This window comes from Anaerocolumna cellulosilytica (genome assembly GCF_014218335.1).
GTDB lineage: Bacteria > Bacillota > Clostridia > Lachnospirales > Lachnospiraceae > Anaerocolumna > Anaerocolumna cellulosilytica.
Map to the genome: position 1 here is coordinate 4,587,375 of NZ_AP023367.1, position 14,991 is coordinate 4,602,365.

Sequence of the window (14,991 nt, forward strand, 5' to 3'; positions counted from 1 at the left end):
GCTTTTATGCCCATTCCTTCCAAACCTCAGGTTTATAGCCTACTGTTGCAAGCTTTCCATTCCTTACAATTGGTGTCTGAAACATTTTCGGATGCTCCAATAGCTTCTCTTCCTTATCCGCATCATCAGAAAGATACTTCACATAATTATCTTCGTATTCTTTGGATTTTGTATCCATAAGAAAGTCCATGCCGCCAACTGCTGCTTTTACTGCTTTATATTCGCCAAGACTCATACCGTATTTTCCCAAGTCGATGAGTTGATATTTTATTCTTCTTTCTTTAAAATAACGTTCCGCTTTCTTTGTATCAAAGCATTTTGCTTTCCCAAAAATCTGTATATTCATATAACTTTACTTGCTTCCCTCCCAGATAAGCCCCTTATACTGTTCATTTTTTCCAAACCAGAGTATAGCATAGGAACAAGTCAAAACTGCCTTTTTATTATTCTCTCTTAAGAAAACAACAACCTCCTCCATCAACTTACCGGCTATCCCTTGTCCTCGCAGGGAATCATCCACGAAGGTATGGTTAATATCTACGACATCATCTGTTACCTTTGGAAAGGTTACTTCTGCTAAGAGCTTTCCATCTTCATTGATTGCGTAAATCCGATTACTATCCCTTGTAAATTCCATACTGTTGTCTCCCTTCTTAAAATCTTCACTTACCATATAGTATATTATATAGTATTCATTTCCTACATTGACAGTATACCATGAAATGTTCTTCTGTCAATGTAAAGAAAAGTGTAAAACTTCATTTTGTACAGCAAATACGTGTTCAAAAGTCTTTCTAAGGAATAGCATTAAAACATCAAAAAACGGACAATAACCTAAGTTATTAGTCCGCCTTTTCTCTTTCTTGTTGAATTAAAAACCTTTGGATTTTAACCATTCATCCGCTTCTTGTTCATTTAAAAATGCCTGCTGAGGAATTTTACCGCCTACCGCTCTATTCATCTGCATTTTTACAATTGCACTATCTACAATAATTGCAGCATATTGAACTTTGTTTTCATTTAACCATTCTGTATGTTTTGCAATAACATCACCTAAATCAGAGATTTTATATTTTCTAACGTCAGTGCAAACTGCCCATGTTTGTCCACCAACAGCAGGACCGATTTTATTTACATACTGAGAATGATAATCTGCATAATCTTCTTTTGTCCAAAGACCTACAGGTGCGTCGTATGCTACCCTTCTGGCTGAATCGTATTTAATTGTGTAAAGTCCCTTTGGATGTGTAATTAACATGTTATTTTCCTCCTGATTTTTATATTTGAAATGGAGCTTAACTCCCATTCAATCATTTGTAAAAATTTCTAATATCTATCTAGTCTTTCTTTTAAACCTTCTGCAATGGAATACAATTCATTGGAGCAATCTGCAATTAACTGTATTAAACTATTCTGTTCCTCTACAGATGCAGATGCCTCTTCTGTGCCGGCTGCCGTTTCCTCTGATATACTTGCTATGGTGGCAATCATATCTTCTGCTTCTTTTGCATCTTCCGTCAGGGACTCCGTTGCACCAGAAACCGCCTTAACTTTTGTAGCAATAGATTCTACCTTATTAGAGATATCTCCTATTGCCTGTACCGTCTGGTTAAGGGCACTTTCCTGTTCAGTTGACAATACTTCAACTTTCTCTATTTGTATAACCGTGTTCTCGATTCCTCTTTGTACATCATTAATAATTTCTGTAATCTGCTTGCTAGATTCGCTGGACTGTTCCGCTAACTTTCGAATTTCTTCTGATACAACTGCAAAACCTTTACCATGTTCCCCTGCTCTGGCAGCTTCAATTGCTGCATTCAATGCTAAAAGATTGGTTTGTTCTGCAACACCTTTAATAACTTGTAATATTTTACCGATTTCTTTTGACTTATCCATTAAATCTGTAACTGCTTCACCAACCCGACCGGAAATCTCTTTGTTTTCTTCCATCTTTTCTTCCTGATATCGGATGGAATTACGTACAGAATCCATAGCGCCGATGGCTGCCTCTGCTAATTGCTCAGAAGCCGTCATATCCTGAGCAATACATCCTATCATTTCGGCAATATTATTTATTCTCACACTTCCACTTTCTGTTGATTCCGCCTGCTGTGTCGCTCCCTCTGCTAACTGAGATATGGACTGTGTTACTCTGGTCGAAATCTCACTCATCTCAGCAGAAGATTGCTTCATCTCACTGGATGCATAAGTAATCATTTCTACCGATTCTTTTACAGAATGATAAAATTCCATGGACTTTTCCTGTATCTTCTTTAAATACTCCCCGTATTCTGTAAGCTCTTTACTTTGGCTAAAATCAATTTCAGAACTAGTAATACCTTCAGCCATTGACTTAGCTGCTGTAGCAAGTTGTACAATTGTTTTTAGGTTTTTACGGAAAACCATGATAAATACTGCAAAATATACTATTACTAATATTATACTTAATAAAAATAAGTAAATTCCAAAACCACCTTTTGGTTCATAGGCGGCTCCCCCTGCTTCTTTAAGCATAGACTGGACTTTTAAGTAGATAGCTGCATAAAAGCCTGAGAAACCTAAAATAAATGTTAATAACATGGTAAGTAAATTTTTGTTTTTCAGGATTTTCCCCTTAATTGACTCCAATTTTTTGCACCTCCGATAAATTTTTTATGTATGTATTCTAAAGAGTATTTAAAACAGACCCATTTAGTCGACTAATCCCCATGCAGTACCGTAAACTTGACTGCGTTACTCCTTAAATAGAAGGATTAACGCTCACTGCATACCGCGTCTGCTTACAGATATGGCACTGCCACCAAGCAAGCGGCATTTTACACTAACTGACTCTTTTTTTGCTCCTGTAGCAACTTTTATAACAAAAAAAGCCAAGCGTAGTCTTCACCACACCTGGCTATATTAACTACTGCAACTCGACCATCATAGCTCTTATGCCTTAGACTCGTAGCTTTGCGTCCCCACTTTTCAATGAGTTTGCCTTTATAAAGTTAAATTCCATATTTTTATCATAAGTACTCTGTAATCTTACTGCAACTATAATTGTATCGTTCAATATGCTTGCAAAATTACTGATAATGTAGATTATTGTCTCATTTTGTCTAGTTTTATTATAACTCAAAATTTAGAAAAGTCAATTACAAAACACCATTTTTTTATAGATTTGTGCTGTATTTGTAATTTCTAAATATTAGAAAATTTATATTATAGTGCCAGTCCCCCATCTATTACAATATTCTGCCCAACTATATATCTAGAGACATCCTGACTTAGAAAATAAGCCAGTTCTGCAACTTCCTCCGGATCGCAAAATCGCTTTGCCGGAATTTGACTCTTATAGTATTCTGCTGCGTCTCCTAAGCTGTCGAGCATATCCGTAATAATAATTCCTGGTGCTATCGCATTGACGTTGATATTATTTGCAATTAACTCTGCACTAAGAACACGTGTAAAGGCAGCCACACCTGCTTTGGTAGCTGTATAGCCATAGGAAGCGGGAAGATTCATAACGGATGCTAAAGAACTAATGTTAATAATCTTACCATAATTTTGTTTAATCATGTGAGGAGCAACTAACTGACACAAGTTAAACATACCAGTTAAGTTTGTATTCACCACGTCATTCCAATCATTCTGACTCATGTCAGTGATCGTACCATATCTTACGATACCGGCATTATTAACCAGGATATCAACTTTACCAAAGTTTTCAACTGTGAAATCCACCATTTTTTCCAAGGCACTTCGTTCTGCTATATCTGCCTGAAAGGTTAGGGCTTTTCTGCCTAATTTGGTTATCTCTGCTTTTACTTCTTCTGCTGCAGAAGTACTGCTTACATAATTAATTACTACATCTGCTCCGTGTTCTGCCAATTTTAAGGCGATTGCCTTACCAATACCTCTTGATGCTCCTGTTACTAATGCAACTTTTCCTTTTAGCATAACATTCCTCCTTATTCAATCCTGTATCTTTCAAAAGTCCCGCTATAAAAGCCTCTAGTGTTTTTGAAGAGCCTTTAACCGGTCACCGTTCGGTGCTGCTTCACTGCCGTCTGTTATAATTTCAATTACAACAGGTCCTTTTCTATTTTCTATAAAGCCTTCAATATCTTTTAAGTCATCAAGGTTTGATAGCTGCATGGAGGGAATCCCTGCCGCATTCATCATATCTGAAATATTTATTCTTTCTTGCTTAAAGCCATCTACCACTCTGCCGAATAAATATTGATGTCCATGTTCGACAAAGCCTAACATGGCATTATTGATAATAAAATAAATAACCGGCAGATTAAATTCTTTTGCAGTTAGTATTTCAGTTCCATTCATAAAGAAACTGCCGTCTCCGGCAAATACTGCAACAGGTCGTAAAGGATATGCTGCTTGTACTCCCAGGGAACCTGCTATACCAGAACCCATGGCAGCATAATTTAAGTTAATTTCAAAATCACCGCCCTCAGGGATTGATAAATACTTAAAGATAAAGTTCATAAATTCCCCTAAGTCAGATACATAGTACGTATCCTTAGGAAGATATTTAGGTATCTTCTCCATCAATTCCTTTAGGCTTATTCCTGTATTATTAGCGGTAACCGGATGATTGAAAGGCTTTCTTTGATAACGATCTTCTATATTTTTATCGGTGTTCTCAATAAGGTAAGGTATAACCTTGTTCATATCTCCGTGTATTGTAATATCCGTAGGAAAAACCTTGTTAAGTTCTCTTTTATCCCAATCGATATGAATGGTCTTCTTACCTCCAAATAATGCCGGACTAAAATTGCTGGTAGCATTCTCACCAAGACTAGTACCTATAACAATCAGGCATTCCGGTTCAGAACTGGCAACATATTCTGACGCCGCATCCGTACTGGCAAAACCGTAATTTCCTAGATTAAGAGGAAATTCAGAAGAAACAACTCCTTTTCCTTCAGGTGTGGTAATTACCGGCCACTGTAAGTGTTCACTTAATCCCTTCACTAGCTCTGTTTTATGACGGCAGCCCTTTCCAGCTAAGATTAATCCATTTTTGGCTGAATTAATCATTTGGCAGGCCTCATTAAGTATGTTGGTATCCAGAATTAAATCACCCAGATTAAGAGAAACCGGAGAAGGAATCACTGACTCGCAATCCATTAATTGAATGTCAATTGGTATAGACAGATGGACAGGTCCCATAGGAATTGTGTACGCAAGCTCCACCGCTTTTAAAAGTTCACTTAGCACGAGAGTTTCATCTAATATTGTCTTACTGTATTTCGTAATTGGTCGTAAAATATCCTGCGTATCCAGTTCCTGAATCGCGCCCTTACCAATCTGCCAGCGATGCACGTAACCGGTTATTACAAGCATGGGAGCTTTTGCACGCATAGCATCAGCAATCCCATTAATCATATTATTTGCACCAACTCCACCGGCTCCCATACAAACAGACAAAGAACCTGTAACACTTGCATACCTTGCCGCCATATAAGCAGCTCCACCTTCATTTTTTGCAATAATGGGCTGAATATCCACATCATTTAATGCGTCAAAAAGGGGGCTTACAGTGCCGGCCGGTATCCCAAAAATATATTTCACCTGATTCGACTTTAAAAATTCTAATATCGCCTTAGCATATTTCATTCGTATAACTCCCTTTCCACTCAAAAGCATAACTATTTTTAATTTATATTCTGTACAAAGTATTTGCTTAAAAACATTAACCTATGAAAAAATAAAATCTTTGGTGTACTCCTGTACCAATTGACTGCACTTATCAATCTCAGCTTCTGTAAATTGATGCAGTCTGCCTATAGCAACAATACAAATAATTGCTTTCACTTCATCCGAACGGATGATAGGTACAATGAGAATACTATCTACACCAAAAAGAAAAAAAGCACCTGCTGACCTACTATCATTCTTCGTGTCATAAATTTCAACCGGCTGCTTTTTCTGTATAACTTCCTGTAATATAAATGTATCCTTTACATATACCGGATTTTGACCATGTACTGTTTTCCAATGTTCAATTCCCAAAGCATCTGTCTGGGTCTTATGAACCGGCTTTAACCTTCCATCAGCAACTTCATGCAATCCGATATCTTCCATTGTTGTAACCTCTGTAATTTTTGCAAATAACTCATTAAGAACTACCTGATTCATCTGCATTATACCTCCCTTCCTATAGTATATTTTACAAAATAATTTCTTATTATACATAAAATACCATTTTTGGACATTATTGTATATAAACTACTAGGATACTTTAACATATTTACTGACAAATGTAAAGACTTTACTTGACCTATGTGTTACTTTGCACAAATTTTACATTTTATCCCATGTTGTTTTTTGTCGATAGGGTAAATGCGTAAACTATTTCGACATTATGCGATAAAATGCTGCACAACTTTCGTAATATTTTACAATACCTTCCTTCTTTTTTGATAAAAAAAGCAAAAATTTAGGTAATTTTTACTTTCAAATATATTAAAACAGCCACCATACCGTTTTTTCTGGTATGATGGCTGTTTAATGAATACTCTTTATTATTTTAAAAAGAAGCGAATGACTGCTTCCTTTGCCTTTGTATATGGATGATACCGCATAGGCAAATCAATCCAATATGCTTTTTTTACAATACTTTTTTTATGACTAAATGTATCAAAACTATGACTGCCATGATAGCTTCCCATACCACTTTCTCCTACACCGCCAAATCCCATATAAGGTGTCGCCAGATGAATAATGGTATCATTAATACAGCCCCCGCCAAACGATATTTTATTTAAGATTTCCTGTTCCACTTTCTTACTTCTGGTAAATAAATAAAGGGCCAGTGGCTTAGGGCAGCCTGTAACATAATCCGTAACCTCTGATAGTTGTCTGAAGGTTAGTATTGGCAGTATTGGACCAAAAATCTCTTCCTGCATAATTTTTGATTCTTTATTAATTCCCTCTAAGAGGGTTGGTACAATCTGGTTTCCGTTTCCTGTTCCGCCAGTGATTATCTTTTCACCTTCTATTAGACCAAGCAGCCTATTATAATGTTTTTCATTTACTATTTTAGGATAATCCGGATTCTTAAGAGGATTTGTACCAAAGAATTCTAAAATATACTGCTTCATATAGCTTATCAATAAATCCTTGACCTCCTCCTGGACATAAAGATAGTCTGGGGCCACACAGGTCTGTCCTGCATTTAAGAATTTTCCAAATACAATTCTTTTTGCTGCCAATTTTAAGTTAGCAGTCTTTTCAACAATACAGGGGCTTTTTCCACCCAGTTCAAGACTTACAGGTGTTAAATGTTTCGCCGCCTTTTCCATCACCTGTCTTCCTACCTCTCCACCGCCAGTAAAGAAGATATAATCGAATTTTTGTTCTAAAAGTTTCTGGTTTTCCTGTCTTCCACCTTGAATAACTGTTACATATTTAGACGGAAAGGCCTGCTTTATTATGTCTGCTACTATGGCGGATACATTCGGAGTATATGCAGAGGGTTTTACTACTACACAATTTCCTGCTGCGATTGCCCCGGCTAAGGGTGCGATACTTAGTTGAAAAGGATAGTTCCAGGGAGACATAACTAAAACCACACCATAAGGCTCAGGCTGTACAAAACTCAAGGATGCAAACTGGGCAAGTGGTGTTCTGACATACTTTCTTCCTGCCCAGGCCGGCGTATGCTTTATCAGATTTTTGATTTCATCCAGAACAAAACCAATCTCTGTCATGTAGCTTTCAAAACCAGATTTGTTCAAATCCTTCTTTAAGGCTTCTGCAATCCTGTCTTCATTCTTTATAATGGTATAACGCAGCCTTTTCAGTGCTTTCAAACGGAAATCAACTGATTTAGTCTTACCTGTCTGAAAGAATTCTCTTTGTCTAGTTACAACATCTTTTATCATATTAAACTCCCATCTGCGTGTGTTAGCACGCATTTAAATAAGGATGTTGAAAAAATGCTTTTTGTTTTTTTCAACCTAAACTCCCATCATAAAGCCTCAAAGGGGTTATTGCAATTATTATTATGCAACAACCCCTTGATATATTATACTGTTATGTCAGCTTTTAAACCTAGTAAAGCTTCATTTTCTTTTAATATTGGCTGTATTACTTCCTCAACAAATTCTTCAACCTGTTCTTTGGAACGACCGGTGTATTTTGAAGGCTCCATGGAATTTCTCAAATCCTCTAATGTCATGTTAAAAGACGGGTCTGCTGCTATTAATTCCAATAAGTTATTATCAAGACCTCTTTCTTTTACATTTTTTCCTGCTTCCATAGAAAGAGTTCGTATTTTCTCATGGAGTTCCTGTCTGTCACCACCCGCTTTTACAGCATCCATCATAATATTTTCTGTAGCCATAAAAGGCAGCTCAGCCATTAAATGTTTCTCAATTACTTTAGGATATACTACCAGACCATCAACTACATTTAAATATAAATCCAAAATTCCGTCCACTGCCAAAAAAGCCTCCGGCACACTAATTCGTTTGTTGGCCGAATCATCCAGCGTTCTTTCAAACCACTGCGTAGAAGAAGTAATGGCAGGATTTAAGGCATCTACCATAACATAATTAGCCAGAGAAGCTATTCTTTCACTTCTCATTGGATTTCTTTTATATGCCATTGCAGAAGAACCAATCTGATTTTTTTCAAAGGGCTCTTCAATTTCTTTTAAATGTTGCAGTAGTCTGATATCATTGGAGAACTTGTGGGCACTTGCAGCAATTCCGGCAAGCACATTAAGTACTCTTGTATCTACCTTACGGGAGTAAGTCTGTCCTGAGACAGGATAACAATCCACATACCCCATCTTCCTTGCGATTCTTTTATCAAGCTCTTTGATACGTTCATGGTCTCCGTCAAACAATTCCAAAAAGCTGGCCTGTGTACCGGTTGTACCTTTGGAACCTAATAGTCTCATTCCATCTAATAAATACTCAATATCATCATAATCTAATTTCAATTCCATAAGCCAAAGAGCCGCTCTCTTACCAACCGTAGTTGGCTGAGCCGGTTGGAAATGGGTAAAGCCTAAGGTTGGCAGTGCTCTGTATTCCATGGCAAACTTAGCGAGTTCACCCATTACATTAACTAACTTTTTCTTTACCAATCTTAAAGCTTCTGTCATAACAATAATATCTGTATTGTCTCCGACGTAACAGGAGGTGGCTCCTAAATGAATAATTCCTTTTGCATTTGGGCATTGTACCCCATAAGCATATACATGAGACATTACATCATGACGCACCAGTGCTTCTCTTTCCTTTGCAACATCATAATTAATATCTTCACTGAATTGCTTTAATTCCTCTATCTGCTCCTGGGTAATATTAAGTCCAAGTTCCTTCTCAGCTTCTGCCAGGGCAATCCATAACTTTCTCCAGGTTTTAAATTTCATATCAGGAGAAAATATATACTGCATATCCTTGCTGGCATAGCGTTCTGACATAGGGCTTACATACTTATCATAACTCATTGTTCACTCCACTTACTAATCAGGTCTATCCCGATTAATGCCACGAATGTATGTTGAAAGAATTCTGTGTGGCTTCCTTCTATATCGTATTTTCTTTCCAACTTTCATACTAACGTCCATGCAGGCAACTTTGCTCGCATGTCTAAACTCAACACGTGAAATTGATTTGACTTCACATTATTTATTATTATAGATTTTGCTATGAAAATCAAGGGAAATATTATTTTTCATAATCTCCGCGGATATCCTCTTTTGGCGGTTCAATTGGATAATTCCCGGTAAAGCAGGCATCACAAAATCCCTTATCCCCTCCTATTAGTTCGCTCAATCTGTCAACACTAAGATATCCCAGAGAATCTGCACCAATTACCTCACATATCTGTTCTACTGTATTGTTATGAGCAATCAATTGGTCACCGGTAGGAACATCGGTTCCAAAATAACAGGGATGTAAAAAGGGAGGCGAACTGATTCTTACATGAACTTCTGTTGCACCTGCATTCTTTAACATTCTGACAATTCGTTCACTGGTCGTTCCTCGGACAATAGAATCATCAATCATAATAATACGTTTTCCTTTTACGACATCCTTTAAAACATTTAATTTAATTCTGACACTGGATTCTCTCATAGACTGTTTAGGCTTAATAAAAGTACGCCCAACATAACTGTTTTTTACAAAGGCTGTGGCATACTGGATGCCTGACTCAAAGGAATAACCCATAGCAGCAGCATTCCCTGAATCCGGAACACCCACCACTAAATCTGCATCTACCGGATGTGTCTGTGCTAATATTCTGCCAGCCATAATTCTTGAATTGTAAACACTTACTGAGTCCAGACAACTATCCGGTCTTGCAAAATAGATATATTCAAAAATACATTTAGCAACCTTAGGCTGAGCCATGGATTTGTCGGAATGAATCCCTTTTTCGTTAATCATAACAACTTCACCGGGCTCTACATCCCTGATAAATTCTGCATCAACCGCATCTAAAGCGGAGCTTTCAGACGCCAGGACATAAGTATTGTCTCTTCTCCCAATACATAAAGGCCGAAAGCCAAAGGGATCTCTGGCACCAATCAGTTTTCTCGGGCTCATAATTACTAATGAATAAGCACCGCTAAGCTTCACCATGGCATTTTTAACTGCTTCTTCAACACTTCCGGTCTGCAAACGCTCTCTGGCAATTAAATAAGCGATAACCTCAGAGTCAATGGTGGTCTGAAAAATTGCACCCGTATAAGCTAGTTGTTCTTTTAACTCCATCGCATTGATCAAATTACCATTGTGAGCCAATGCCAGAGTACCTTTTACATAATTTAATACAAGCGGCTGGGTATTCTCTCTGTTACTGGCACCTGCTGTAGAATAACGAACATGTCCCACTCCGATATTTCCATGCAGGTCTTCTAAGCTTTCCGGAGTAAATACTTCATTCACAAGTCCCATTCCCTTATGAGATCTTACACTTCCTTTGGGACCACTGGTATCACTGACAGCAATACCGCAGCTCTCCTGCCCTCTGTGCTGCAGAGCAAATAAGCCGTAATAGATAGAGGATGCTACATCCTTACCATCAAAATTATATATACCAAATACGCCACATTCTTCATGGATTTCGTCTGAAATATAGCTGTCAACTGGATTAATGTTATTCATGGACGTTCCTTTCTGTATCCGTATTAATAAAAAAACTATTTACATATCCGCAAGTGTAAAAGGGGCTGTTGCTAAATAAATTAATTTGCAACAGCTCCTCTTGTTTATTATTTCACAAGACCAAGACGTTTCAGTACTTCCTGATAAGCATCTTCTACATTGCCCATATCTCTTCTGAAACGGTCTTTATCTAATTTTTCACGGGTATTAATATCCCAAAGTCTACAGGTATCCGGTGAGATTTCATCTGCTAATATAACTTCACCTTTGTGTCTTCCAAATTCTATTTTAAAATCGATTAATTCGATTCCACATTCTTTAAAATAATTACATAATACTTCATTAACTTTAAATGTAATTTCCGTAATTTTTTCAATTTCTTCTCTTGTTGCTGCACCAATGGCAATTGCATAGTAATCATTTATCATTGGATCGCCTAAGCTGTCGTCTTTATAGCTGAATTCCAAGGTAGGACATAATAGTTTAATCCCTTCTTCCATACCAAGTTTTTTAGCAAAACTACCAGCAGAAACATTACGTACAATTACTTCTAAGGGAACAATTTCAACCCTTTTCACTGCTGTTTCCCTATCGCTAAGTTCTTCAATATAGTGAGTTGGTACACCTTCTTTTTCAAGAATCTGAAAGATATGATTTGACATTCTGTTATTGATTACACCCTTACCTACAATTGTCCCCTTTTTTAGGCCATTAAATGCAGTCGCATCATCTTTATACGCAACAATTAATACATCCTCATTCTCTGTTTTAAAAACTTTTTTAGCCTTTCCTTCATAAAGCATGTCTAATTTATTCATATTTACACCACTGCATAACATACCACCAGGCATGTTACCGCCACAATTACATAGGCCGAAAGAAGCTTTTGTGGCACCCTTTCTTATCAATTATTTTCTTTCAACCCGGCTCTGACTGCGTGTAAAGCGTTAATCTTCAGTCACTGTTCTTTGAAATACTTTGCGATACTACACTCTTATATTACAACTTATGCGAGGGGTTTCGCAATACTTATTTGTTGTCAAGCCGGGAAATTCTCCTAATCCTATTAATTAGACCTACTTATAATATGAATCTATTTATAATAATTTTATATTTTTATTAGCTGTCATTATCACACCCATTCTATCTAACTTATCGGTAACCTATCGGTTTTAAGTTGAAAATGATAAAACAGCAGAACTTTCTACTGGATCTAAAAGTTCTGCTGCCAAATTTGTTTCAGAAACTTGTTACATTATAAAGTCCTTCAAATCTTAAAAACATCTTACATGATAAGTACTACTTCATTGTTATCCTTTAACTTATTAGCTGGAATATAATTTCTGTCAAGCTTTTCACCATTTATATAAAATTCCTTACAGCCACTCTGTGCTCCATCCGGATTCTTGACTAAAATCTGCAAGTCTTTCCCACGAAATTTCTTATTGATTGTCATCTCCTTCCAATCACTTGGTATAGAAGGTGCAACTAGTAATCCGTCTGCATCCGGACGCATTCCAAGAATACCTTCCACACAGCCTACCATAACTGTGGAAGCTGTACCTGTAAGCCAATGCACATGGGAACGTCCTTCAAATGGGCTTTCCGTAGCTTCTGTGAATTGTCCGTGTACATATGGCTCAAGTATGCGGGTATCCGCATTATCATTCTGTGCTGCCGGTGAACTTTCCATAAAATATTCAAAAGCTCTGTTACCATGACCCATTAAGGCTTCCGCCAATATAATCCATCCTTGAGGCTGGGAAAAGATACCGCCGTTTTCTTTCGTAGATGGATTGAAAAGAATTGCAAGCGCTCCATCAAAGGCATGGTCAACATAAGAAGGAGCCATAACTCTTACTCCATATGGAGTATTTAATTCTCTATGAACTGATTCTAAGGCTGTTTCTGCCTGTTCCTTAGTGGCTAAACCACTGATTACTGCCCAGGATTGAGGATTCAGCCACATGTTTGCTTCCGGATCCTTCTTAGAACCAATCACCTGACCATCTTCCTTAATACCACGAATATATCTGTCTCCTTCCCAACAAATAGTCTGAATGGTATTACCCAGTTCTTCCTGTACTTTATTAAGATACCCAATATACTCGGCGTCACCTTTTACTTCTGCAAATCCACGCAGTATGGTCATGGCGTAATATAATTGCAGTGCAACAAAAGTAGATTCTCCTTTTTTTCCCAAACGCAAACAGTCATTCCAGTCAGCATGCAGACCGGCAGGCATATTGTGGTCTCCCATTCTTTCCATAGAGAAACGGATAGCCCTTTGTAAATGGTCATATACACTTCCCTCACCTCCATTAGCATATAGCACTACTTCATCTAAAAATGCTTTATTACCTGTTTCTGCAATATATTTCAGAATCGTAGGGAAAAGCCATAACGCATCATCAGCGCGGTAAGCAGGATGTCCGGTAGCCTGCACATAAGACATATCATCCGGTGTATCTTCCTTGCCTGCATTGTGATTGAATTTTACCAATGGAAGACCTCCACCATTATCAACCTGTGCAGATAACATGAAGCGTATTTTCTCAGCTGCCATATCTGGGTCTAGGTGGATAATTCCCTGAATATCCTGTACTGTATCCCGGTATCCATAGCCATTTCTCAAACCGCAGTAGATAAAGGAGGCGGCTCTGGACCAGATAAAGGTAATAAAACACTGATATGCATTCCATGTATTAATCATACTATTAAATTCTTTGCTTGGTGTATTTATCTGAAGATTTCCTAACTTACCATGCCAATATCCCTTAAGTTGCGCTAGTTCCTTTTCGACAATTGATAAATCAGAATAGGAATCTAAAATCTCTGAGGACTGTTCATCATTATACTGCCCAAGAACATAAACAATTTCTTTCGTCTCACCGGGCTGTAATTCCAAAACAGAGTGAAGGGCACCACACCCGTTGGAATTATAATTCAGTACATTATCGCATTTTCCTTCTTCTACTGCTTTGGGATTGCCGTAACTGCGGTAACGGCCCAAGAAGGAATCCTTATCCCCATTATAAGAAACTACGGGCGCTCCCACACAACCAAAGAAGCGTTCCCTAAAGTTTGTTCCATCCGCATTCTTTCCGGTATTTTCATTGATCGTTTGTAGAATTTTATTCTCTTTAAAATAAGTTCTGGTTATAAATAATGTATATTGTAAATTAACCTGGTCATTCTCATAGTTATTTTCATTGGTAAATTCAATGAAACCAAAGGTAGAGATATTTCTTACCTTATCAGAACTATTAGTAACCTTAAGTCTCCATACCTCATAAGTCTTATTCAAAGGCACATAGTACAGTGCTTCTGTCTCTATATCTTTATATTCTGCCTTTATATTGGTATAGGCAGTACCGTGATGGCATTCATTTTTATAAACTGCCAAATCTTTTCCGACCGGCTGCCAGGATGCAGACCAGTAATCTCCATTGTCATTATCTCTTAAATAAATATATCTTCCGGGTTTGTCTTCACTGTTAAAAATATATCTTGTAATTCTTCCGTTGGCACCGCTTTTTACAAAGCTATATCCTCCGGCGTTATTCGAGATAATTGCACCATATTCCGGTGAACCCAGGTAGTTTGCCCAGGGCGCAGGGGTATCCGGTCTGGTAATGACATATTCTTTATTTGTCTCATCAAAATAACCGTAATTCATTGTCTATTCTCCTTCATTTTTGATAGGAAGCTGTATTCGGTACTGTCTGCCCTAATAAATTCATCTCTGTCTTTGCCCCTGCTGTCTGATTTATCACAGATTTCCCTGCATACAAATTCTTTATGTTTATACAACTCTAACATGAAGGAAAAGAATGAACAATGTAAAAACTTATAGCCG

General features: G+C 37.5%; 12 protein-coding genes and 1 riboswitch. All 12 genes read right to left on the reverse strand.

Features of this window, described 5'->3' with window-relative positions; all coding sequences use genetic code 11:
- Positions 1-4: 4 nt before the first annotated feature.
- The 12 genes from acsn021_RS18870 to acsn021_RS18925 all read right to left on the reverse strand — a co-directional run bounded on the left by acsn021_RS18870 (position 5) and on the right by acsn021_RS18925 (position 14,811).
- A complete protein-coding gene (locus tag acsn021_RS18870; protein ID WP_184091556.1) occupies positions 5-346 on the reverse strand; it encodes an arsenate reductase family protein in 342 nt (113 codons plus the stop codon).
- A gap of 6 nt (positions 347-352) precedes the next feature.
- On the reverse strand, positions 353-637 hold the full coding sequence (locus acsn021_RS18875; protein WP_184091554.1) for a GNAT family N-acetyltransferase: 285 nt from the start codon (positions 635-637) through the stop codon (positions 353-355).
- A 234-nt stretch (positions 638-871) separates the two neighbouring features.
- Positions 872-1,258 (reverse strand): hypothetical protein, encoded by a 387-nt coding sequence (locus acsn021_RS18880; RefSeq protein WP_184091552.1) that lies wholly within the window; start codon positions 1,256-1,258, stop codon positions 872-874.
- 68 nt (positions 1,259-1,326) lie between these two features.
- Complete coding sequence (locus acsn021_RS18885) at positions 1,327-2,628, reverse strand: methyl-accepting chemotaxis protein (RefSeq protein ID WP_184091550.1); 1,302 nt, start codon at positions 2,626-2,628, stop codon at positions 1,327-1,329.
- 278 nt (positions 2,629-2,906) lie between these two features.
- Positions 2,907-2,991: riboswitch (cyclic di-GMP riboswitch) on the reverse strand.
- Positions 2,992-3,204: 213 nt separating this feature from the next.
- Entirely contained in the window at positions 3,205-3,942 is a 738-nt protein-coding gene (locus acsn021_RS18890) for a 3-oxoacyl-ACP reductase family protein (protein WP_184091548.1), read from the reverse strand.
- Positions 3,943-3,996: 54 nt separating this feature from the next.
- On the reverse strand, positions 3,997-5,622 hold the full coding sequence (locus acsn021_RS18895) for a thiamine pyrophosphate-binding protein (RefSeq protein WP_184091546.1): 1,626 nt from the start codon (positions 5,620-5,622) through the stop codon (positions 3,997-3,999).
- Between the two features lie 81 nt (positions 5,623-5,703).
- Positions 5,704-6,144 carry a GAF domain-containing protein gene (locus tag acsn021_RS18900; protein ID WP_184091544.1) on the reverse strand — a complete coding sequence of 147 codons (441 nt, stop codon included), beginning with the start codon at positions 6,142-6,144 and terminating at the stop codon, positions 5,704-5,706.
- A 386-nt stretch (positions 6,145-6,530) separates the two neighbouring features.
- The gene (locus acsn021_RS18905) at positions 6,531-7,892 is read right to left on the reverse strand and encodes an aldehyde dehydrogenase (RefSeq protein ID WP_184091542.1); all 1,362 of its coding nucleotides are present in this window, start codon (positions 7,890-7,892) and stop codon (positions 6,531-6,533) included.
- Positions 7,893-8,035: 143 nt separating this feature from the next.
- A complete protein-coding gene (gene purB / locus acsn021_RS18910; RefSeq protein ID WP_184091540.1) occupies positions 8,036-9,469 on the reverse strand; it encodes an adenylosuccinate lyase in 1,434 nt (477 codons plus the stop codon).
- A 220-nt stretch (positions 9,470-9,689) separates the two neighbouring features.
- Positions 9,690-11,132 carry an amidophosphoribosyltransferase gene (gene purF / locus acsn021_RS18915; protein ID WP_184091538.1) on the reverse strand — a complete coding sequence of 481 codons (1,443 nt, stop codon included), beginning with the start codon at positions 11,130-11,132 and terminating at the stop codon, positions 9,690-9,692.
- A gap of 107 nt (positions 11,133-11,239) precedes the next feature.
- A complete protein-coding gene (purC, locus tag acsn021_RS18920; RefSeq protein ID WP_184091536.1) occupies positions 11,240-11,950 on the reverse strand; it encodes a phosphoribosylaminoimidazolesuccinocarboxamide synthase in 711 nt (236 codons plus the stop codon).
- 467 nt (positions 11,951-12,417) lie between these two features.
- On the reverse strand, positions 12,418-14,811 hold the full coding sequence (locus acsn021_RS18925) for a GH36-type glycosyl hydrolase domain-containing protein (protein WP_184091534.1): 2,394 nt from the start codon (positions 14,809-14,811) through the stop codon (positions 12,418-12,420).
- Between the last annotated feature and the right edge of the window lie 180 nt (positions 14,812-14,991).

What these genes read in the sequence shown, in the direction of transcription:
- acsn021_RS18870 (WP_184091556.1), bottom strand. Translation starts at nt 346, where the DNA reads ATGAATATACAGATTTTTGGGAAAGCAAAATGCTTTGATACAAAGAAA.
- acsn021_RS18875 (WP_184091554.1), bottom strand. Translation starts at nt 637, where the DNA reads ATGGAATTTACAAGGGATAGTAATCGGATTTACGCAATCAATGAAGAT.
- acsn021_RS18880 (WP_184091552.1), bottom strand. Translation starts at nt 1,258, where the DNA reads ATGTTAATTACACATCCAAAGGGACTTTACACAATTAAATACGATTCA.
- acsn021_RS18890 (WP_184091548.1), bottom strand. Translation starts at nt 3,942, where the DNA reads ATGCTAAAAGGAAAAGTTGCATTAGTAACAGGAGCATCAAGAGGTATT.
- acsn021_RS18895 (WP_184091546.1), bottom strand. Translation starts at nt 5,622, where the DNA reads ATGAAATATGCTAAGGCGATATTAGAATTTTTAAAGTCGAATCAGGTG.
- acsn021_RS18900 (WP_184091544.1), bottom strand. Translation starts at nt 6,144, where the DNA reads ATGAATCAGGTAGTTCTTAATGAGTTATTTGCAAAAATTACAGAGGTT.
- acsn021_RS18905 (WP_184091542.1), bottom strand. Translation starts at nt 7,892, where the DNA reads ATGATAAAAGATGTTGTAACTAGACAAAGAGAATTCTTTCAGACAGGT.
- purB (WP_184091540.1), bottom strand. Translation starts at nt 9,469, where the DNA reads ATGAGTTATGATAAGTATGTAAGCCCTATGTCAGAACGCTATGCCAGC.
- purF (WP_184091538.1), bottom strand. Translation starts at nt 11,132, where the DNA reads ATGAATAACATTAATCCAGTTGACAGCTATATTTCAGACGAAATCCAT.
- purC (WP_184091536.1), bottom strand. Translation starts at nt 11,950, where the DNA reads ATGAATAAATTAGACATGCTTTATGAAGGAAAGGCTAAAAAAGTTTTT.
- acsn021_RS18925 (WP_184091534.1), bottom strand. Translation starts at nt 14,811, where the DNA reads ATGAATTACGGTTATTTTGATGAGACAAATAAAGAATATGTCATTACC.